The following is a 19,843-nucleotide window of genomic DNA, read 5'->3' on the forward strand; positions in this document are numbered from 1 at the left end:
CGGGGAGCGGCTGTCTTGCCCCCGTTTCCGCCACAATGCGCTCACGCATCGGACACGGCATCAGCATCGGGATGCCGGGACCACACGATTTCGCCGTACGCGCCGCGTTGTTCGTCTGCGTGTCCTCATATGAGCATGATCTTGTCGGAAAGCTGTGGCGCAATGCGCGTCAACATCCTCCGGTTCCGAATCATGCTCCACGCTGCAACATCGACGCTTCCACCGCGTCCTGCTCCCCACGTTCGTGACGACCGCGAAACGTCCCTCTCGATCGGGAACAGGACGTGGCTAAAAGAGCATGAATTCTGGAAAGGAGAAAGAGGAACATTCTTACGGGAAGGACTGGACAAGGGTAAGGGTGATCGACTTGAAAGTCTTCACGAAAAAGCTCCGCGGCGCCGGCGGTTTCGCGGCCGCGCCGCAGCCTCCAAAGGCGCATTTCCCCGTGGAATTGGACAGTCCCGCCGTCGGCTGATTTGCCCGTCGTCGGGGCGTTCTCGGACGTGTCTGGGACGAATCTGAACCGGTAGCGTAGAGTTTAAGAGTCTCGGTAGAATCGACATGGGCGATCAATTCATCAGCCGGCGAATCACTCTCGTCAGAACCACGGAGCTGCACGCTTCGTCGCGCGGGCCGAATGATCTGAGGCGCGCGTGCGGCGCGTTGCTGTTGTCGTGCATTGTCCTCGGGCTCGCTGCGGCCGGCGCCGCCGGAGCGGATGGCAGCGTTGCTGCGAAACCGGCAGAGACCGAGCAGGCTGCGCACGATGTCGCGCCGCCGCAGCAGCCGCAGACGGCGGAGCCCGAGACGGTGGGGCGGCCGTCGGACGTGCCGACGCCGGCTCCGAAGGTGGCCGTGCCATCGACCGAGCCCGCGAAGCCGGTCGCGGCCGAGCGTAAGGCCGACCCGCGGAGCGACACCAAGACGACGAAGAATCTGTCGGTGCCTCAACGCGCGCTCCCGGCCGACGTTGCGCAGATGATCGGCCGCAAGATCTGGCTCAACGAGGCCGGGGGACGGCGCGACGCGATCACGTCGTGGAATGCGGGTGAAGAATTCGCCTCGCTGGGAATCGGGCATTTCATCTGGTACCCGTCCACCGCGAAGCCGCCTTATGAAGAGGGTTTTCCGGGGCTGATCGCATTTCTGCGCAAGGGCAGGACGCCGTTGCCTGCATGGCTCGACAAGACGCCGATTCCGGCATGCCCGTGGACCAGCCGGGCCGACTTCAAGCGGAATTTCAACTCGCCGCAAATGCGGCAATTGCGGCAGTTCCTGCTCGACACGATTGCGGAGCAGACGCAGTTCCTGGTGGCGCGTGCGCAAGGCGCGATGGACAAGATCCTCGCCAACACGCCCGACAGCGCCGAACGCGAGCACATCGTCGCGCAGTATTCGCGGGTCGTGCGCGCCTCCAACGATCTCTATCCGCTGATCGACTACATCAACTTCAAGGGCGAGGGCACCAATCCGTCCGAGACGGCGGTGGACAAGGAGACGGGCCAGCGCCAGGGCTGGGGTCTCAAGCAGGTACTGCTCAAGATGAACGGCACTACCACCGAGTCCAAGGCTGTGCTCGCCGAATATTCCGACGCGGTGCAGGTCGTGCTGCAGCAGCGGGTTCGCAATCTGCCCTCGAACCGCGTGTGGGAGGCGGGCTGGCTGCGTCGCGCGGAGACCTATCGCCGCCCGATCGCGCAGCTCGAGCAGGCCCCCGAACGCGCCCCGCGCAAATCATCGCGCTACAGGGCCGACAACACACGGTTCTGATGCGGGAAGCGGCGCGCACGATCCGTGCGCGTTGCGAGGCGCACGATCACCTGCCTCCTGCCTCGGCCTTCTTGGCAGCGACGACCTTCTGGTAAGCCGCCTGCAGCCGCTCGCCGACGCTCGGGCCAGCCTTCCTGCGCCGTTTCGCGCCGAGATGGGTCTCGCGCAGCTCGTCCATGAATTCGGCCCACATTTTCGGGCCGCCTTCCATCAACAGCTTGGCGCGGATGCCGAGCTCCTCCGAGACGGGGAGATATTTGTAACCCCAGCCCGCCATCTGCGCGAGGATCGGCAACAGCTCGATGCCCTGCTCGGTCAGGGAATAGATGCCCTTCTGCTTGTGGCTCGGATCGTCCTCACGGCTGATGATGCCGGCCGCGAGCAGCGTCTTCAGCCGGTCGGCGAGAATGTTCGAGGAGATGCCTTCCTCCGAGCCGCCGAGCAGCTCGCGATAGTGCCGGCGATTTCCGAACATCATGTCGCGGATGATCAAGAGGCTCCATTTGTCTCCCACCACTTCGAGCGACAGGTTGATCGGGCAGCCGGAGCGCTGAGGGTCGGACATCGAAGTCTCGTGAGCAGGGATCGCGCATAAACCGCTTGCAATATTGCACCGGTCTGGGCATTCTCCAACTGCTTGCAAAATGAAAGCGGTCAGGGAGAGGCAGTCGATGGCGAGACTGGTGATGTGGAACATGATGACGCTGGACGGCATGGTTGCGGGCCCGAACGGCGACATCTCCTGGCACGAGGATGTGTGGGGCCCGGAGCTGGAGCAGATCTCCGAGACGCAACTGCACGAGGCGGGCGGATTGCTGTTCGGCAGGGTGACCTACGATCTGATGGCCGGCTATTGGCCGACCGAGAAGGGCGTGATCGCCGACGTCATGAACAGCATCCCCAAATATGTTGCCTCCCGCACGCTGTCTCGCCTGGCATGGTCAAACGCGCATCTGCTGGGTCCGGAGCTCGCGGCCGAGGTCGACAAGCTCAAGCAGGAGAATGCCAAAGACCTGTTCCTGTTCGGCAGCGCGGACCTCGCGTCGACGCTCGTCGCGCACGATCTGATCGATGAGTTTCGTATCGCGATCAATCCGCGCGTGCTCGGCGCCGGACGGCCGCTGTTCAAGCCGGGTCAGGCCGTGAAGCTCCGCCTGATCGACAGCCGGGCGCTGTCCAACGGCGTTGTCATCGCGCGCTATGCCCCCGTTCGGGACGTGTGAGTCCAGCTCTCGCGGGCGCGCTCCGTGTCCCGGGGGAGTGCAGGTCTATAAACCACACCGCCGGTGCGTCTAGCCCCTCACCTCAACCCTCTCCCCGTGAAGAACGGGGCGAGGGAGCGCACCATCCCTGCGGCCGCGCGTTCGGGACCAAACAACTTGTTCTCACTCAACTCATCAGGAGCGTAGGATGTCGCTGACCCTCTACTATCATCCGCTGTCGTCGTTCTGCTGGAAGGTGCTGATCGCGCTGTATGAGAACGACGTTTCGTTCACGCCGAAGCTGATCAATCTCGGTGACGCGGATGAGCGCGCGGCGTTCTTGAAGCTTTGGCCGGTCGGTAAATTTCCCGTGCTGCGCGACGAGCAGCGCACGATTCCGGAATCGAGCATCATCATCGAATATCTCGACCAGCACTATGCGGGCAGGACGCGCTTCATTCCCGATGATCCCGATCTCGCTTTGCGGACACGTCTGCGCGATCGCTTTCTCGACCTCTATCTGCACATGCCGACGCAGACCGTCGTGTTCGACCGGCTGCGGCCGGCCGATGCCCGCGATCCGCTCGGCGTCGCCGACGCTCGAAGCCGGCTGCGCACGTCCTACGCCATGCTCGAGACCAAGCTGCCGCCGCGTGGCTGGGCGATGGGAGACCCGTTCACCTTGGCGGATTGCGCGGCCGTGCCGGCGCTGTTCTACGCCGACAGAGTGGAGCCGCTTGGTGATGGGCTCCCCCGGGTCACAGCCCATCTCGACCGGCTCAAGGCGAGGCCATCCGTGGCGCGGGTGCTCGCAGAGGCCGAGCCTTATTTCCACATGTTCCCGCAGGAGCCGGGCTGAATCGGGAACCCGGCCAAAATAATTGCGGGAGCGTGTCGGCGGCACCAGGGCCGGATCGTCTTGCTGATGAGGGCAGGGCAGTCCTGCCGGACAGCATCAGGGGAGAGGCGCCATGCGGTTCATGGTGATCGTGAAGGCGACCAGGGACACCGAAGCCGGAATCCTGCCGACGACCGAGGAGTTCGCGGCGATGGGCCGGTTCAACGAGGGACTGGTCAAGGCCGGCATGATGGAGGCGGGTGAGGGCCTGCATCCGACCGCAAAGGGGGCGCGCATCGACTTCTCGAACGGGACGCCGAGCGTCGCGCGCGGTCCGTTCGATCTCTCCCGCGATCTCGCGGCGGGCTTCTGGATGCTCAAGGCCGGCTCGCTCGACGAGGTGATCGAGCATATGAAGCGGGCGCCGTTCCCGAGCGGCCAGATCGAGATCCGCCAGGTCTATGCCGCGGAGGATTTCGGCGAGACGTTCACGCCCGAATTGCGTGAGCGGATCGAACGGCTGCGTGCGCAGGCCGCCAAGAGCTGAACCGACCCTGATCAGGAGAGGAGGAACGCCATGCGATTCATGATGCTGATGATCCCGCTCGGCTATGAGAGCGCGCCGCCGGACGTGCAGCTCGATCCCGAGCGCGTCAAAGCGATGATGCGCTACAACGAGGCCCTGAAGGACGCCGGCGTGCTGATCACGCTGGAGGGCTTGCATCCGCTGTCGATGGGGGCGCGGGTCTCGTTCGCGGGCGGCACGCCTGTGGTGACCGACGGCCCGTTCGCGGAGGCCAAGGAGGTGCTCGGCGGCTATTGGATGATCGAGGTCGCCTCGCGCGACGAGGCGATCGCCTGGGCCAAGCAGTGCCCGGCCTCGGACAACGAGATCATCGAGATTCGCCAGGTCCAGGAGATGGCCGACTTTTCCGAGGAGGTGCAGCAGGCCGCGGCCGGCTTCGCCGAGCTGCCGCATGCCGGCCGTGTCTGATCGATCCGTTTCACAGCAGGAGAGGGAAGTGCAATGAGCGACAACAGCAACACCTATCTCGCCGTCTTTCTCGGCAGCAAGACCAGTCCGGCCTGGAAAGCCTGGGAGGCGCTGTCCGAAACGGAGCGCAATGCCAGGGGGCAGCAGGGCATGGCGGCCTGGCATGCCTGGGCGGATCAATACAAGGACGCGATCGTCGCGATGGGCGGGCCGCTCGGCAAGACCAAGCGGGTCGACAAGGGCGGCGTCAACGACATCGCCAACGAGATGGGCGCGTTCACCGTGGTCCGCGCCGCGTCGCACGAGGATGCCGCGAAGATGTTCGTCAACCATCCGCATTTTGCGATCTTCCCGGGCGAGCGGGTCGAGATCATGCCGGTGCTGCCGATTCCGGGCGGTTAGTTGAGCGGCCTGCAGGGCGGAACGTCGGCTGAGGTGAACATCGCGCTTGCTGCGGCGCCCGGCGTTTGTGCCGGGCGCGCTGATCTCGCGGCGACTTCGGTGCCAGCCTGCCCCTTGCGCGACCCTCCAGGCGAGGGTGGCGCCTGTTTCGCTGGGGGCTTAACGGGACGACGGGACGGCCCCCCGCGCACATCGGCGGCTGACCCCGCCCAAAAGTCGCTGGCTTCCTTTGACCCGGCTCATGTAAAAGCCTTTTACATGAGCTGGCGCAAGGAAGAGCGCCGCGCCGAGCGCGGCTATCATCACGGTAACCTCAAGGAGGCGCTGCTGCAGGCGGCGCTCGACCTGATCGCGCAGAAGGGGGCTGCCGGCTTCACCTTTGCCGATGCGGCCCGCATGGCCGGCGTCAGCCCGGCCGCGCCCTATCGCCACTTCCGCGACCGCGACGAACTGCTGTCGAGCATCGCCCAGCGCGGCTTCGAGCAGTTCGAGGCGCAGCTCTCGGCGGCGTGGGACGACGGCCGGCCCGACACCGTCACGGCGTTCGAGCGCGTCGGCAAGGCGTATCTCGCATTTGCCCGTTCGGAGCCTGCGTTCTATTCGGCGATGTTCGAATCCGGTGTGCCGGCCGACTCCACCGCGGGTCTGCTGGCGGCGGGGGAGCGCGCTTTCGGCGTCATCCGTGCTGCGGCGGAGCGGCTGGCGGCGCTGGCGCCGCCCGGGGTGCCGCGGCCGCCGGCCCTGATGATGGCGCTGCACATCTGGTCGATGGCGCATGGCATCGCCTCGCTGTTCGCGCGCGGCGATGCCGCCCGGCGCAAGCTGCCGATGTCGCCCGAGGAGCTGCTGGAGGCCGAGGTGTTGATCTATCTGCGCGGGCTCGGCTTCCCGACCGACCGCCGGCCTGCGCCGTCCTCCGCTGCCGAGCCGCCGCCGCTGCCGGACGATGACAAGCCGGCAGGGCCCTGGGGCCGCCCGAAATAAGGTTCAAGGAACGCCGAAAAATAATTCGAGCGACGCGTCAGGCGGTCGCCTTGACAAAATCCCGGGTTGAGCTAGCTATGTAAATGTTATTTACATTCACACGGCATGGCGCCGCGAATGGAGAGGGAGATGGCCTACACCGCAGATGTCAATCGATGGCGCGGTTCGGAGGAGGAGCAGAGGTACCGGCCCCGCATGATGGAGTCGCCCTGGCATCCCGGCTGGATCGCCGTGACCGTGCTCGGCTTCATCATCTGGTGGCCGATCGGACTTGCCCTTCTCTTTTTTACACTCGGGAGCAGAAAGATGGCGTGCTGGAACGGCGGTGATCGCTGGTCGAACAAGATGGAGCGGATGCAGTGGAAGATGGACCGCATGCGCGACAAGATGGAGCGCCGCGGCTTCGGCTTCGGGTTCTCGCAGCCGGCTTCGAGCGGCAACCGCGCCTTCGATGAGTACCGCATGGAGACCCTGCGGCGGCTCGAGGAGGAGCAGCAGGAGTTCCGCGACTTCCTGACCCGGCTGCGCCACGCCAAGGACAAGGAGGAGTTCGACGCGTTCATGGCCCAGCACAAGCCGCGTCCGACCCCGCCGAACGACCAGCCGCAGAGCTGATCGCCTCTCACCTGACGGCGCAGGGCTTTCAGCCCCCGCCCTGACGGCATAAGACGCCCGCTTGCGGTTTCCCCCGCCGGCGGGCGTTTTGCGTTCTCCGATACCGCCCGCCTGCGGCGGCTGGCCGCTGCCCGCTGGCGGCCAAAATGGTCAAGCTGCTGATCACAAAGGCTCTATCTGGCTGGTCCGGCTGGACCTTTGACCTCGGCAATACTCCGCGGTAACCCCGCCTTAACCCCGGAGGGGGTTTGGTTAAGGGGCGCTTACGCGCGCCAAGAGCCCTTGTTTTGACACGTTGGCAGAGGAAGCAGGCCGCTTATGGCTTCGGCGGGCCTCTTAAAGCGATCAGTTCAGGGTTTTCTCGCGCAGGCGCTTTCCGCCGCGACGGCATCCGGCATGGAACGGCGGCTGCATGGTCCCGGGCGTCCCGGGATGATTGGTTGAGAGGATACTGCAGATGTCTGTCGATAGCGGCGGCCTGTCCCTGATCGATCTGTTCGGCAATGCCGGCTGGGTGGTTCGGATCATCATGCTCGGCCTGATCTCCTGCTCGATCTGGGTCTGGGCGATTGCGATCGACAAGATGTTCCTGTTCTCGCGGACCCGCCGCTCGATGGATCGGTTCGAGCAGGCCTTCTGGTCCGGGGAATCGATCGAGGAATTGTATCGGGTGCTGTCGGCGAAGCCGACGCAGTCGATGGCGGCGTGTTTCGTGGCGGCGATGCGGGAATGGAAACGCTCGTTCGAGGGCCATGCGCGCTCCTTCGCCGGGCTGCAGATGCGCATCGAGAAGGTGATGAACGTGTCGATCGCGCGCGAGGTCGAGCGGCTGGAACGCCGTCTCCTGGTGCTCGCCACGGTCGGCTCCGCCGGCCCGTTCGTCGGCCTGTTCGGCACGGTCTGGGGCATCATGACCAGCTTCCAGGCGATCGCAGCCTCGAAGAACACCTCGCTGGCGGTGGTCGCGCCGGGCATCGCGGAGGCGCTGTTCGCCACCGCCATCGGCCTGATCGCGGCCATCCCGGCGACGATTTTCTACAACAAGTTCTCTTCGGAGGTGAACCGGCAGGCGCAGCGGCTGGAAGGCTTCGCAGATGAATTTTCAGCCATCTTGTCCCGTCAGATCGACGAGCGGGGATGAGGGCAGGTATAGTGGCATTCGGATCGTGAGTACCACAGCATGGGCATGAGCATGGGCAGCGCGTCCGGCGGCGGTGGTCGCCGCGGTCGGCGCAAGGCGGCCGTGATGGCGGAGATCAACGTCACGCCGATGGTCGACGTCATGCTGGTGCTGCTGATCATCTTCATGGTCGCGGCGCCGCTGCTCACCGTCAACATCCAGGTCGACCTGCCCCAGGCGCAAGGCGGCTCGGCCTCGACGGCCGACGCCAAGCCGCCGCTCGAGGTCACCGTCAAGAAGACCGGCGGCGGCTGCGCGTCGAAGGTGGACGTGTATCTCGGCGACTCGCCGATCGCGATCAACGAGCTTGGGCCGAAGATCAAGGCGATGAAGGAGGCGGGCGCCGGTGGCGCCGACAACGTCGTCAAGATCCGCGGCGACCGCGACGCCTGCTACTCCGACATGATGAAGGTGCTGGGCCTGGCGCGCGACGCCGGCTATCGCGCCAGCATCGTCGTGCTGCCGGATCAGGGCTCATGACGTCAGCAGACCTCATCCGGTTCGTTCGCACGCGCAAGGGGACGGTGCTGTCCGTCGCCCTGCACGTGCTCGTGCTGTGCTGGGGTCTGTTCAGCTTCTCCGCGCGCTCGATGGTGGTGCCGGCGGAGGACCTGGTGCCCGTCGACGTGATCTCGGAGGACAACTCGTCCAAGGCCAAGGCCGGCGCGCTGACGGGCAAGAAGGAATCCCAGAAGCTGCTGGCCGACAAGATCGGCGAGAAGAAGCCGACCGAGGACATCGTCGGCAAGGTCGACACCAAGCAGGTCACCGAGACCGACGCCGCGCCGACGCCGCAGCCCAAGCCGGAGAAGCCGGTCGAGAAGAAGCCCGACCCGCCGAAGCCGGTCGAGAAGCAGCCGGATACGCCGAAGCCGGTGGCCGAAAAGAAGCCGGAGCCGCCGAAGCCCGCGCCGGCCGAGAAGCCGAAGCCGGAAGAGAAGAAGCCCGATCCGTTCAATCCGGACCAGATCGCCAGCGTGCTCAACAAGGACAAGGCGAAGCAGCCGCCGAAGCCGCAGGCCGCCGCCGCGCCGCCGGAGCCGCCCAAGCACAAGAGCGAGCGCAAATACGACTCCGAGAAGATCGCGAGCCTGATCAATCAGAAGGACCCGACGCGGCAGGCTGCCACGGGGGCGGAGCTCAACGCCAATGCCGCGCTGGGCGCAACGCAGGGAACGGCTGAGAGCAACGTCGCGAGCTGGCAGATCGCATTCCAGCAGGCGGTCGGTCGCTGCTTCAATCTTCCCTATACCGGCGTCGATGAGGACAAGATCGAGGTCGATATCGACATCCAGCTGCGTCCGGATGGATCGCTGGCCGCCGTGCCGGCCGTCGTTGGGACGCGAGGACCGTCGCGGGTCAGCGTAGCCATGGCGGAGAATGCCAAGCGCGCGGTGGAGAATTGCCAGCCTTATTCGTTCCTGCCGAAGAACCGGTACAATGAGTGGAAGCTCGTACCGACGACATTCAATCTCAAAATGATGAATTCGATGCGAGGCCGAACTTGACGACACCTCCAACGCGCACGACCGGATTTTTCACGCGGCGCCAGCTGTTGCTGACCGGAGGCGCCGCGATGGCGACGCTGGGCGCTGGGCCCGCGCTCGCCCAGCAAAAACGCCTGGAGATCATCCCGAGCGGCGAGTTCAAGCCGATCCCGATCGCCGTTCCGCCCTTCGTGCCCGGCGGGGCAGGGGATGCCGATGTCGGCAATGGCATTGCGCAGGTGATCACCAACAATCTGAAGCGCAGCGGGCTGTTCGTGCCGGTCGACCCGGCTGCGTTTCCCGAGCGCATCAGCAATTTCGAGGCGCCGCCGCAATTCGCGAGCTGGCGTCCGCTCGACCTGCGCGGGCTGGTGACGGGCCGCGCGACGCGGCAGCCGGACGGGCGCCTGAAGGCGGAGTTTCGGCTGTGGGACCCGAACTCGGGCCAGCAGCTCACCGGCCAGCAATATGTGACGGCGCCGGAATATTGGCGGCGCATCGCGCATATCATCTCGGACCAGATCTACACGCAGATGACCGGCGAGAAGGGCTATTTCGACAGCCGCGTCGTGTTCGTCGACGAGAGCGGCCCGTCGGATCGCCGCGTCAAGCGGCTCGCGCTGATGGACCAGGACGGCGCCAACGTCCGCTATCTCACCCGCGGCGCCGACCTCGTGCTGACGCCGCGGTTCTCGCCGTCGAGCCAGGAAATCACCTACATGGAGTTCGGGCAGGGCGACCCGAAGGTCTATCTGTTCAACATCGAGACCGGCCAGCGCGAGATCGTCGGCAACTTCCCCGGCATGTCGTTCTCGCCGCGCTTCTCGCCGGACGGCCAGCGCATCATCCTGAGCCTGCAGCAGGGCGGCAACTCCAACCTGTTCGTGATGGACCTGCGCTCGCGCACGACCACGCGGCTCACCGACACGCCGGCGATCGATACCTCGCCGTGCTACTCGCCGGACGGCAGCCAGATCTGCTTCGAGTCCGATCGCGGCGGCAAGCCGCAGATCTACGTGATGTCCTCCAGTGGCGGGGCAGCGCAGCGCATCTCGTTCGGCGAGGGCAGCTACTCGACGCCGGTGTGGTCGCCGCGCGGCGACTTCATCGCCTTCACCAAGCAGGGCGGCGGCCAGTTCGCGATCGGCATCATGAAGACGGACGGCTCGGGCGAGCGCATCCTCACCGCCGGCTTCCACAACGAAGGGCCGACCTTCTCGCCCAACGGCCGCGTGCTGATGTTCTTCCGTGACCCCGGCGGCACCGCCGGTCCGTCGCTGTACTCGATCGACGTCTCCGGCCGCTTCGAGCAGAAGGTGCCGACGCCGGGCTTCGCCTCGGATCCGGCCTGGTCGCCGCTGTTGTCGTGACGGTGAGCGAGGCTCTGGGCCCGCTCACGTCGTGGTGGACGCGATTTTTCGAGTCGCGCGAGGCGTGTTCTGTGGAAAGGTGGAACTATTAGTTGTAGTAGCCGGGTAGTGTTTGCCTAGTTCTCTGAATTTTCGAGCGAATTCGTGCATTTCGCGAGCGCGGAAACGCTCCGCTAACGATGTTCCCTCAGAAAGACTTCACCTGCGAGCGGTAATGTTTGTGCACCGAACAGGACGCGTGCGCACGAATGCAGCTTGCCACTCAGAATGGAGAAGACGATCGAAAGTTGTCGCCTGCGATCCAGGCGGCTCTCGTCGACTCCCTCTTCCAGGATCCCGGCCCGATGTTCGCCGGCGCACTCTGCGCCGCCGTCGCCGCCGTCATGACCGCGATCAAGAGCGGCGACGTCAATCTGTGGCCGTGTGCCGCGATGCTGATCATCGCAGGGGCGTTCCGTTCGCTCGACATGCGCTACTATCGGAGCCTCTGCGACAACGGTCGCCTCACGCAGGAGGCGGTCGAGCGCTGGGAGGTTCGCTACCAGATCGGCGCCATGATCTATGCGCTGGTGCTCGGCGTGTGGTGCGTAGTCGCCCTTGTCGACAACAGCGACCCGGTGGTGCACCTGATCGCGATCACGGTGACGCTCTGCTACATGTCGGCGGGCGCCGGCCGGACCTACGGGCGGCCTTGGATATTCCATGTCCAGATCCTGCTCGCCTGCGGACCGCTTGCAGTGGCTCTCGCGATCCACGGCAGCCCTTATTACCTGGGCATGGCGGCGTTCTGCGTCCTGTTCTTCGTGTCGCTGAAACATATCTCGACCAATCTGCAGAGGATCTTCGTTCAGGCCTTCGTGGCGCGCGAAAGCGAGGCTGCGCTGGCCAAGCAGTTCGATACGGCCCTGAACAACATGCCGCACGGCCTGTGCATGTTCCGCTCCGACGGGCGTCTGGCCGTGATGAACCACCGCTTCGGCCACATGATGAGCCTGCCGGATGACATCCTGCAGCGTGGCGGCAAGGCGGCCGACATCATCAACGCCTGCGTGATCGCAGGCTCGATCTCCGCTTCGAGCGGCCGGTTGATCCTGGCCGAGATCGAGCACACCAAGACCCATAACGTCATTACCAGCGATCCCGACGTCGCGCGCGATCGGTCGCTGTCCTGGACCTTCCAGCCGATGGCCGACGGCGGCGCAGTGGTCCTGCTCGAGGACATCACCGAGCGCCGGCATGCGGAGGCGCGCATCTCGCATCTGGCGCGCTATGACGAGCTCACGACCTTGCCGAACCGCGTCAGCTTCCGCGACGAGATCGAACGGCTGCTCAGGATTCCGCAGCGGCACGGCGAATTGTCCGCGCTGCTGTTCGTCGATCTCGACCGCTTCAAGCAGGTCAACGACACGCTCGGCCACCCCTGCGGCGATCAACTGCTCTGCGCGGTCTCCGAGCGGCTGCGCGACATGCTGCGTCCGGAAGACTTCGTCGCGCGCTTCGGCGGCGACGAGTTCGTGGTGTTCCAGCGCAACATCCGCTCCAACGATGACGCGGCCATGCTGGCGCGCCGGATCGTCGATCAGCTCAGCGAGCGCTACAAGATCGACAATCACCTGGTCGAGATCGGCGCCAGCGTCGGCATCGCCATGACTGGGCCGGGGATCAGCGCCGACACGCTATTGAAGAACGCCGACATGGCGCTGTACCGCGCCAAGGCCGAGGGACGGGGCACCTTCTGCTTCTTCCGCGACGAACTCGCCCAGACGGTCGAGGCGCGTCGCATCCTCGAGCTCGATCTGCGCAAGGCGCTGGCGAACGAGGAGTTCGAGCTGTTCTATCAGCCGCTGGTCAATCTGAAGTCCGGCAAGATCTCGACCTGCGAGGCGCTGCTGCGCTGGAACCACCCGGTGCGCGGCACGGTCTCGCCGGTCGACATTATTCCCGTCGCCGAGGACATGGGCCTGATCGTCGATCTCGGCCGCTGGATCCTGCGCAAGGCCTGCCTCGAATGCATGAAATGGCCGGATGCGGTCAGCGTCGCCGTCAACTTCTCGCCGCAGCAGTTCCATCAGCGCGATGTGCTCAGTGAGGTCCGCTACGCGCTCGAAGTGTCCGGGCTGCCGCCACATCGGCTCGAGATCGAGATCACCGAATCCTCGCTGTTGCGCAACACCCAGCTCACGCACGATGTGCTGTCGCAACTGCACATGCTCGGGGTTCGTATTTCGCTCGACGATTTCGGCACCGGCTATTCGAGCCTCAGCTATTTGCACAACTTCCCGTTGGAGAAGGTCAAGATCGATCGCTCTTTCCTCGAAGGCATCGACAGCGATCGGCCGCTGACCCTGTTGCGCGGTGTCGCAAGATTGTCCGCCGATCTCGGCATGTCGGTGGTGGTGGAGGGCATCGAGACCAACGAGCAGCTCGAACTGGTCAGCGCCGACGGCACGGTCACCGAGGCGCAGGGCTATCTGTTCAGCCGGCCCGTCCCCGCAATCCGCATCCGACAGCTCCTGAATGCCTCGCATGGGCGCCGTTCGAGCGACGGGGCGATCGCGGCGGCCGGCGGGACACGTTCGATCGCTTGATCGCCCGGCCTCCGCCTTGATGCGGACGTGCCGCGAAGATCGACCGGCGCTGGAGGCGAGCTCTGTGCGTAGCATCCCGCCGGTCCTCTCTACGAGCGTGGCTCGCATGTGATTGGCGATGTGACAACCCCACGTCGCATCATTCGGAAACATTGCACGCGTCTACCAAGCGAATCCGTTTCGATTTGACACGCAAGTGATCCGAAGCAATCCGTCCGGTGCAGCGTCCAATCCCGTAAGTCACGGTTGCGCCTCCGGGATTCTACGAGCTGTTAACTTTGTACCGCCGAAAGCTTTGCGTCGGCATTAACCCGCTGTTAAGCTCATACTGCTCGTAGGAGTTGTGTGAGAAGGGGTTGCGGATGAAGTCGGCGGCTAGAGTAAGTGCCGTTGCTGAACAGAAGTCGGATGTGCTGGAGAACGTGGACTATCGACTGGCGCTGACTGTTGAGGACAAGGACGAGATCTATCGGCTGCGCTACCGCGCCTATCTGCGTGAAGGCGCCATCCTCCCGTCGCCCAGCGAACGCGTCACCGACGAATATGACGATCTTCCCAACAGCTTCATCTTCGGCGTCTACGTCAATGGCGAGCTCTACAGCTCGATCCGCATCAGCGTCGTGAACTCGCAATGGCGCCGATCGTTGTCCTCGGACATGTTCGCCGACTTGCTGCATCCCGAACTTGATCGCGGGAAGGTCATCATCGACCCGACACGGTTCGTCGCCGACCATGAGAAGGCGCGGCTGTTTCCGGCGCTTCCCTATGTGACGGTCCGGCTCGGCTACGTCGCCTGCGCCCACTTCAATGCGGACATCGGTCTCGCCAACGTCCGCCCCGAGCATCGCGCCTTCTACAAGAAGGTGTTCCTGCAGGAACCATGGGGTGAGCCGCGGCTCTACTCCGGCCTCACCAAGCCGGTCGGCCTGGTGGCCGCGCATTACCCTTCGATCCGCGATCGCGTGTTCCAGCGCTTTCCGTTCATGCGCTCGAGCGCGTTCGAACGGCGGATGCTGTTCGATCGTCCCGCGCCGGACGCCTTCACTGATTCGTTCAGGATTCAGGCGGTCGCGAAGGCCGGCTGATCATCGGCCGATATCGGGGCCAGTTCGGCCGTCTGGCCGGTTCACACCGTGGCCCTGATGCAAAATTCAGCGAAAAAGCGCCCTGCTGCAGGCGTCGCGCCGCTTGCCTTCACCCTGGCGCCACATTTACAACCCATTAACCATCGCGGTCGCTTTTCGGGTTTCGTTAGCATTTGACGGGGTTCGGCAAGACCCCATCAAGGTTGACGGAACGTTCGCTTAACCATCGCCCTGTAGACCGGATGGCAGTCTAAGAACGTGAGCGTGGAGGCTCCGGGAATGAAATATCAGATGCGTATCCTCCAGGGATTGAAGTTGGCCGCCGTGCTGGCCGTGGCGCTGTCGATGGGCGCCTGCGCCAACAAGAATCTCACCGGGGCCGACGGGGCGATGGCCAGCGCTGCGACTCCAGGCAGCCAGCAGGACTTCGTCGTGAATGTCGGCGATCGCGTCTTCTTCGAGAGCGATCAGACCGATCTCACGCCGCAGGCGATCGCGACCTTGGAGAAGCAGGCGCAGTGGCTGCAGAGCTATCCGCGCTACTCCTTCACGATCGAGGGCCATGCCGACGAGCGCGGCACCCGCGAGTACAACATCGCGCTGGGCGCGCGGCGCGCGCAGTCGGTCCGCAACTTCCTGGTGTCGCGCGGCATCGACCAGGGCCGCATGCGCACGATCTCCTACGGCAAGGAGCGGCCGGTGGCGGTTTGTAACGATATCTCGTGCTGGTCGCAGAACCGCCGTGCGGTGACGGTCCTGAACGCCAGTTCATAAAGCTGAACGAATCCGTTGCTGATGAAGCCGGCGTCGTCCATCGACGCCGGCTTCATTGTTTGTGATCGGCGGGTCTTGTCCGGGCTTGGTCTTGTCTTCGCTTGAACGTCATTTGTCTCTATCGCATTTCTGCTTTACAGCCTCGCTCACAGGCCTGTTTTCAATGTCTCGCCGATCCGGTCGTCAGGGCAGCATGTCATTCATGTTTCTTCCACGGAGCGCCGCTGCGATCCTCGCAGCGCTCGTCGTTTTCTCGTGCCAGGCATTTTCGTCGCGGGCGCTCGCCCAGACCGACGATGATCCCGAGATCCGGATCCAGCGGCTCGAAAACCAGCTCCGGCAACTGACCGGTCAGAACGAGGAGCTGCAATATCGCAATCGCCAGCTCGAGGAGCGGCTGCGGCAACTGCAGAGCGCAGCGCCCGGCGGCGCCCCCGCGGCGCAGCCGAGCGCGGCCGCGCCGGCGCAGGCCAATTCCGCCTACGGCCAGCCTCCACAGCCGGCCTACGGGCAGCAGCAATATGGCCAGCAGCAGTACGGCCAGCCGCAACAGGCCTCTCCCCAGCAGCAGCCGGGCTATGCGCAGCCGCAGGCCGGCGCGCCGGTGCAAATCGTCCAGGAGCCCGCGGCCCCTGGCCGGGGCCGCCGCGGCGATGCGTTCGATCCGAGCCAGAATCCGACGGCTCCCGGCGCCCCGCAAGCGCTCGGCGGCGGCCAGTTGCCGATCCAGCCGGGTGGCGGCCAGCCTGCTGGTCGGCCCGTCGGCGATCCCTCGAATCTCGCGAATGCCGCGGGCGGCCGCTATCCCCAGGGCGCGCCCCCGGCCGCCGCTCCGGGCGCAGGTGGACTGGAGACCGCGCCGCCGCGGCAGACGCCGCGCGACGAATACGACCTCGGCATCGGCTACATGCAGCGCCGCGACTACGCGCTGGCCGAGCAGACGATGCGCAACTTCACCCAGAAATATCCGAACGATCCGATGGTCGGCGACGCGCAATATTGGCTCGGCGAGAGCTTCTACCAGCGTCAGCAATATCGCGATGCCGCCGAGGTCTTCCTCGCCGTGACGACGAAATACGAGAAGTCGGGCAAGGCGGCGGATGCGCTGCTCCGGCTCGGCCAGTCGCTGGCCGCGCTGAAGGAGAAGGAGGCGGCCTGCGCCGCGTTCGGCGAAGTGACGCGCAAATATCCGCGCGCGTCGGCGGGCGTGAAGGCGACGGTCGATCGCGAGCAGAAGCGGGTGAAGTGCTGAACGCCCCCGGGCGAGGGTAGGCCTCTCGCCTACGACTGACGGTGCGGGTAGGCTGCGGCGCCATGTCGAAGGCCGGTTCCGAAGATGATCTTGCGATCTCCGCCGCCGAAGCGGAGCGCCTGTTCGCGCCGCTTTCGGCGGCGCCCGTGCTGGTGCTCGCCGTATCGGGCGGTCCGGATTCGATGGCTCTGATGTGGCTCGCGGCGCGGTGGCGCGCGGGGCTTGCGCAGGGGCCGCGCCTTGTAGCTGTGACGGTCGACCATGCTCTGCGGCGCGACTCCGCCCGTGAAGCCCGCATGGTGAAGGAGACCGCGCGGCGGCTCGCAATTCCACATCGGACCTTGCGCTGGAACGATGAGAAGCCGGACACCGGGATTCCCGAAGCGGCGCGCCTGGCAAGATACCGCCTGCTGGCGCGCGCGGCGCGGCAGGCGGGCGCCGGACACGTCGTCACCGCCCACACCCGTGACGACCAGGCCGAGACCGTGCTGATGCGGCTCTTGCGTGGCAGCGGCATTGCGGGGCTCGCGGCGATGGCACCGCTCAGCGAGCGTGAAGGGCTGTTGCTGGCGCGGCCTCTGCTCGACGTTGCCAAGGTCAGGCTGGTGGCGACGCTGCGCTCGGCCGGGATCCCCTTCGCAGATGATCCGACCAATCAAGATTTCGCCTTCACCCGGCCGCGGCTGCGCGCTCTGATGCCGGCTCTGGCCGCCGAGGGCGGTGATGCCCGGACGCTGGCGACGCTGGCCGACCGGCTCGGACGGGCCAATGCCGCGATCGAATTGATGGCGGATGGCGCCGAACGCTATCTCGCATTGCGAGCGGCCGGCACCGGGCCCGGACAGGCGGATCACGGCGAGACCTTCGAGGCGCGCGCCTTTGTCGCACTCCCGGCAGAAATCAAACTGAGGCTGCTGATGCGCGCCATCAATCGCATTGGCACTGAAGGTCCCGTGGAACTCGGCAAGGCCGAGGCGCTGCTGGCGCGACTGGACCGGACTCTTGCGGGGAACTCAGATGGTGGTACGTCTGCTCCGGGCTGGCTAAAACAGACCCTGGCTGGTGCACTGGTAAGCATGACGCGAGGCGCGATCCGCATCACGCCCGCGCCGCCGCGGCGGTCGGGCGCGACTTGAAGCGGCTCGTCGCTTTCGCGGACCCTTAACCACCGGCCCTGGCAGCGGTTTCCCGCGCCATTTTTTGAGCGGGAATCGGGCTAGGATGCGATAAATAGTCCTTTCTAGTTCCCTTGGCATTGCCGCGAGTGGTACCTAGATTACGAGACGGTCGACCGGGGGATTCCCTCGTGGCTACCCAGGGATGAGTCCGAGGACGAACGGCCGCGATCCGCGCGACCACGAAGGAAAATCGATGAACGCCAATCTGCGCAATTTCGCCCTTTGGGTCATTATTGTCCTGTTGCTGTTGGCGCTGTTCACACTCTTCCAGAACCCGGGGCAACGCGCGTCGTCGACCGACATCAACTTCTCGCAGTTGTTGACCGAGGTCGATCAGGGCAATGTGCGCGACGTCGTGATCCAGGGGCCGGAGATTCACGGCACCTTCAAGAACGGCTCGTCGTTCCAGACCTACGCGCCGAGCGATCCGAACCTCGTGAAGCGCCTGTACGACGCCAAGGTCAACATCCAGGCCAAGCCGCCCGGCGACAACGTGCCGTGGTTCGTGTCGCTGCTGGTGTCGTGGCTGCCCTTCATCGCGCTGATCGGCGTCTGGATCTTCCTCTCCCGGCAGATGCAGGGCGGCGCCGGCAAGGCGATGGGCTTCGGCAAGTCGCGCGCCAAGATGCTGACCGAGGCGCACGGCCGGGTGACGTTCGAGGACGTCGCCGGCGTCGACGAGGCCAAGCAGGACCTGCAGGAGATCGTCGAATTCCTGCGCGATCCCGGCAAATTCCAGCGGCTCGGCGGCCGCATTCCGCGCGGCGTGCTGCTGGTCGGCCCTCCCGGCACCGGCAAGACGCTGATCGCGCGTGCGGTGGCCGGCGAAGCCAACGTGCCGTTCTTCACCATTTCGGGTTCTGACTTCGTCGAGATGTTCGTCGGCGTCGGCGCCAGCCGCGTCCGCGACATGTTCGAGCAGGCCAAGAAGAACGCGCCCTGCATCATCTTCATCGACGAAATCGACGCCGTCGGTCGCCATCGCGGCGCCGGCCTCGGCGGCGGCAATGACGAGCGCGAGCAGACCCTCAATCAGTTGCTGGTCGAGATGGACGGCTTTGAGGCCAATGAGGGCGTGATCCTGATCGCGGCCACCAACCGGCCCGACGTGCTCGATCCTGCCCTGATGCGTCCTGGCCGCTTCGACCGCCAGGTCGTGGTCTCGAACCCGGACATCATCGGCCGCGAGCAGATCCTCAAGGTTCATGTCCGCAAGGTGCCGCTGGCGCCGGACGTCAACCTCAAGACCATCGCCCGCGGCACGCCCGGCTTCTCCGGCGCCGACCTGATGAACCTCGTCAACGAGGCCGCCCTGACCGCCGCTCGCCGCAACAAGCGGATGGTGACGCAGTCCGAGTTCGAGGAGGCCAAGGACAAGGTGCTGATGGGCGCCGAGCGCCGCTCGATGGTGATGACCGAGGAAGAGAAGATGCTGACCGCCTATCACGAGGCGGGACATGCGATCGTCGGCCTCAACGTCCCGAGCCACGACCCGATCCACAAGGCCACCATCATTCCGCGCGGCCGCGCGCTCGGCATGGTGCAGTCGCTGCCCGAGGCCGACCGTCACTCGCATACGCGTGAGTGGTGCGTCTCGAAGCTCGCGATGATGTTCGGCGGCCGCGAGGCCGAGGTGCAGAAGTTCGGTGCGGAGAAGGTGACCAATGGCGCCACCGGCGACATCCAGCAGGCCACCAACCTCGCCCGCGCTATGGTCATGGAATGGGGCATGTCGGACAAGCTCGGCCGCGTGCGCTACCAGAGCAATGAGCAGGAGGTCTTCCTGGGTCATTCGGTGGCGCGCTCGACCAACATCTCCGACGATACCGCCCGCCTGATCGACTCCGAAATTCGCGGCCTGATCGAGGCCGGCGAGCAGGAGGCGCGCCGCATCATCACCGAGAAGCGCGATGACTGGGAAGCGATCGCCCAGGCGCTGCTCGAATACGAGACGCTGACCGGCGAGGAGATCAACGACCTCCTGAAGGGCAAGAAGCCGAACCGCGAATCGGCGATCGAGCCGTCGACGCCGCGCGCGTCGGCCGTGCCGCCGGCCGGCAAGCCGCGGCCGCGGCCCGATCCAGGCCTGGAGCCGCAGCCCCAGGCGTGAGCCAGGGTTGATAT

19 protein-coding genes are annotated in these 19,843 nt (G+C 65.3%); 18 read left to right on the forward strand and 1 reads right to left on the reverse strand.

Annotated features, from left to right (window positions below; all coding sequences use genetic code 11):
* Nucleotides 1–561: 561 nt before the first annotated feature.
* The gene (locus QX124_RS00780) at nt 562–1,770 is read left to right on the forward strand and encodes a hypothetical protein (RefSeq protein WP_315795753.1); all 1,209 of its coding nucleotides are present in this window, start codon (nt 562–564) and stop codon (nt 1,768–1,770) included.
* A gap of 46 nt (nt 1,771–1,816) precedes the next feature.
* Here the strand turns inward: QX124_RS00780 and QX124_RS00785 are convergent, their stop codons facing one another.
* The gene (locus QX124_RS00785; protein WP_315772322.1) at nt 1,817–2,335 is read right to left on the reverse strand and encodes a helix-turn-helix domain-containing protein; all 519 of its coding nucleotides are present in this window, start codon (nt 2,333–2,335) and stop codon (nt 1,817–1,819) included.
* Nucleotides 2,336–2,441: 106 nt separating this feature from the next.
* Between QX124_RS00785 and QX124_RS00790 the strand changes: the two genes are divergently transcribed.
* From QX124_RS00790 to ftsH, 17 genes are all read left to right on the forward strand, one after another.
* Complete coding sequence (locus tag QX124_RS00790) at nt 2,442–2,993, forward strand: dihydrofolate reductase family protein (protein WP_315779326.1); 552 nt, start codon at nt 2,442–2,444, stop codon at nt 2,991–2,993.
* Nucleotides 2,994–3,180: 187 nt separating this feature from the next.
* Nucleotides 3,181–3,831: a glutathione S-transferase family protein gene (locus QX124_RS00795; protein ID WP_315779324.1), complete on the forward strand. Its 651-nt coding sequence runs from the start codon at nt 3,181–3,183 to the stop codon at nt 3,829–3,831.
* Nucleotides 3,832–3,943: 112 nt separating this feature from the next.
* Complete coding sequence (locus QX124_RS00800; RefSeq protein ID WP_315795755.1) at nt 3,944–4,357, forward strand: YciI family protein; 414 nt, start codon at nt 3,944–3,946, stop codon at nt 4,355–4,357.
* 30 nt (nt 4,358–4,387) lie between these two features.
* Nucleotides 4,388–4,804, forward strand: a complete 417-nt coding sequence (locus tag QX124_RS00805) for a YciI family protein (RefSeq protein WP_315779322.1) — start codon at nt 4,388–4,390, stop codon at nt 4,802–4,804.
* A gap of 33 nt (nt 4,805–4,837) precedes the next feature.
* Nucleotides 4,838–5,206 carry a hypothetical protein gene (locus QX124_RS00810; RefSeq protein WP_315772332.1) on the forward strand — a complete coding sequence of 123 codons (369 nt, stop codon included), beginning with the start codon at nt 4,838–4,840 and terminating at the stop codon, nt 5,204–5,206.
* Nucleotides 5,207–5,464: 258 nt separating this feature from the next.
* A complete protein-coding gene (locus tag QX124_RS00815) occupies nt 5,465–6,190 on the forward strand; it encodes a TetR/AcrR family transcriptional regulator (RefSeq protein ID WP_315779320.1) in 726 nt (241 codons plus the stop codon).
* 129 nt (nt 6,191–6,319) lie between these two features.
* A complete protein-coding gene (locus QX124_RS00820) occupies nt 6,320–6,805 on the forward strand; it encodes a DUF2852 domain-containing protein (protein ID WP_315736314.1) in 486 nt (161 codons plus the stop codon).
* 457 nt (nt 6,806–7,262) lie between these two features.
* Nucleotides 7,263–7,946: a protein TolQ gene (gene tolQ / locus QX124_RS00825; RefSeq protein ID WP_315717584.1), complete on the forward strand. Its 684-nt coding sequence runs from the start codon at nt 7,263–7,265 to the stop codon at nt 7,944–7,946.
* Between the two features lie 39 nt (nt 7,947–7,985).
* Nucleotides 7,986–8,465: a biopolymer transporter ExbD gene (locus QX124_RS00830; protein WP_315736315.1), complete on the forward strand. Its 480-nt coding sequence runs from the start codon at nt 7,986–7,988 to the stop codon at nt 8,463–8,465.
* The gene (locus tag QX124_RS00835; RefSeq protein ID WP_315779318.1) at nt 8,462–9,493 is read left to right on the forward strand and encodes a protein TolA; all 1,032 of its coding nucleotides are present in this window, start codon (nt 8,462–8,464) and stop codon (nt 9,491–9,493) included. Before QX124_RS00830 ends, QX124_RS00835 begins: the two co-directional genes overlap by 4 nt.
* Nucleotides 9,494–9,561: 68 nt before the next feature.
* Nucleotides 9,562–10,842: a Tol-Pal system beta propeller repeat protein TolB gene (gene tolB / locus QX124_RS00840; RefSeq protein ID WP_315779397.1), complete on the forward strand. Its 1,281-nt coding sequence runs from the start codon at nt 9,562–9,564 to the stop codon at nt 10,840–10,842.
* Between the two features lie 248 nt (nt 10,843–11,090).
* Nucleotides 11,091–13,430, forward strand: a complete 2,340-nt coding sequence (locus QX124_RS00845; RefSeq protein WP_315736317.1) for a putative bifunctional diguanylate cyclase/phosphodiesterase — start codon at nt 11,091–11,093, stop codon at nt 13,428–13,430.
* Between the two features lie 362 nt (nt 13,431–13,792).
* A complete protein-coding gene (locus QX124_RS00850) occupies nt 13,793–14,515 on the forward strand; it encodes an N-acyl amino acid synthase FeeM domain-containing protein (RefSeq protein WP_315736318.1) in 723 nt (240 codons plus the stop codon).
* Between the two features lie 279 nt (nt 14,516–14,794).
* Complete coding sequence (pal, locus tag QX124_RS00855; protein ID WP_315736319.1) at nt 14,795–15,289, forward strand: peptidoglycan-associated lipoprotein Pal; 495 nt, start codon at nt 14,795–14,797, stop codon at nt 15,287–15,289.
* Between the two features lie 202 nt (nt 15,290–15,491).
* The gene (gene ybgF / locus QX124_RS00860; protein ID WP_315795759.1) at nt 15,492–16,541 is read left to right on the forward strand and encodes a tol-pal system protein YbgF; all 1,050 of its coding nucleotides are present in this window, start codon (nt 15,492–15,494) and stop codon (nt 16,539–16,541) included.
* A gap of 62 nt (nt 16,542–16,603) precedes the next feature.
* Nucleotides 16,604–17,677, forward strand: coding sequence for a tRNA lysidine(34) synthetase TilS (gene tilS, locus QX124_RS00865; protein ID WP_315795761.1), 1,074 nt, complete (start codon nt 16,604–16,606; stop codon nt 17,675–17,677).
* Between the two features lie 235 nt (nt 17,678–17,912).
* Nucleotides 17,913–19,829 carry an ATP-dependent zinc metalloprotease FtsH gene (gene ftsH / locus QX124_RS00870; protein ID WP_315736322.1) on the forward strand — a complete coding sequence of 639 codons (1,917 nt, stop codon included), beginning with the start codon at nt 17,913–17,915 and terminating at the stop codon, nt 19,827–19,829.
* Nucleotides 19,830–19,843: the final 14 nt, after the last annotated feature.

This window comes from Bradyrhizobium sp. SZCCHNRI3043, from assembly GCF_032377735.1.
Taxonomy (GTDB): Bacteria; Pseudomonadota; Alphaproteobacteria; order Rhizobiales; family Xanthobacteraceae; genus Bradyrhizobium.

Coding starts and splice junctions, on each gene's coding strand:
- tolB (WP_315779397.1), top strand. CDS start 9,562: ATGGCGACGCTGGGCGCTGGGCCCGCGCTCGCCCAGCAAAAACGCCTG.
- pal (WP_315736319.1), top strand. CDS start 14,795: ATGAAATATCAGATGCGTATCCTCCAGGGATTGAAGTTGGCCGCCGTG.
- QX124_RS00795 (WP_315779324.1), top strand. CDS start 3,181: ATGTCGCTGACCCTCTACTATCATCCGCTGTCGTCGTTCTGCTGGAAG.
- QX124_RS00780 (WP_315795753.1), top strand. CDS start 562: ATGGGCGATCAATTCATCAGCCGGCGAATCACTCTCGTCAGAACCACG.
- tolQ (WP_315717584.1), top strand. CDS start 7,263: ATGTCTGTCGATAGCGGCGGCCTGTCCCTGATCGATCTGTTCGGCAAT.
- QX124_RS00785 (WP_315772322.1), bottom strand. CDS start 2,335: ATGTCCGACCCTCAGCGCTCCGGCTGCCCGATCAACCTGTCGCTCGAA.
- QX124_RS00850 (WP_315736318.1), top strand. CDS start 13,793: ATGAAGTCGGCGGCTAGAGTAAGTGCCGTTGCTGAACAGAAGTCGGAT.
- QX124_RS00790 (WP_315779326.1), top strand. CDS start 2,442: ATGGCGAGACTGGTGATGTGGAACATGATGACGCTGGACGGCATGGTT.
- QX124_RS00830 (WP_315736315.1), top strand. CDS start 7,986: ATGGGCATGAGCATGGGCAGCGCGTCCGGCGGCGGTGGTCGCCGCGGT.
- ybgF (WP_315795759.1), top strand. CDS start 15,492: ATGTTTCTTCCACGGAGCGCCGCTGCGATCCTCGCAGCGCTCGTCGTT.
- QX124_RS00810 (WP_315772332.1), top strand. CDS start 4,838: ATGAGCGACAACAGCAACACCTATCTCGCCGTCTTTCTCGGCAGCAAG.
- ftsH (WP_315736322.1), top strand. CDS start 17,913: ATGAACGCCAATCTGCGCAATTTCGCCCTTTGGGTCATTATTGTCCTG.
- QX124_RS00845 (WP_315736317.1), top strand. CDS start 11,091: ATGCAGCTTGCCACTCAGAATGGAGAAGACGATCGAAAGTTGTCGCCT.
- QX124_RS00800 (WP_315795755.1), top strand. CDS start 3,944: ATGCGGTTCATGGTGATCGTGAAGGCGACCAGGGACACCGAAGCCGGA.
- QX124_RS00835 (WP_315779318.1), top strand. CDS start 8,462: ATGACGTCAGCAGACCTCATCCGGTTCGTTCGCACGCGCAAGGGGACG.
- tilS (WP_315795761.1), top strand. CDS start 16,604: ATGTCGAAGGCCGGTTCCGAAGATGATCTTGCGATCTCCGCCGCCGAA.
- QX124_RS00820 (WP_315736314.1), top strand. CDS start 6,320: ATGGCCTACACCGCAGATGTCAATCGATGGCGCGGTTCGGAGGAGGAG.
- QX124_RS00815 (WP_315779320.1), top strand. CDS start 5,465: ATGAGCTGGCGCAAGGAAGAGCGCCGCGCCGAGCGCGGCTATCATCAC.
- QX124_RS00805 (WP_315779322.1), top strand. CDS start 4,388: ATGCGATTCATGATGCTGATGATCCCGCTCGGCTATGAGAGCGCGCCG.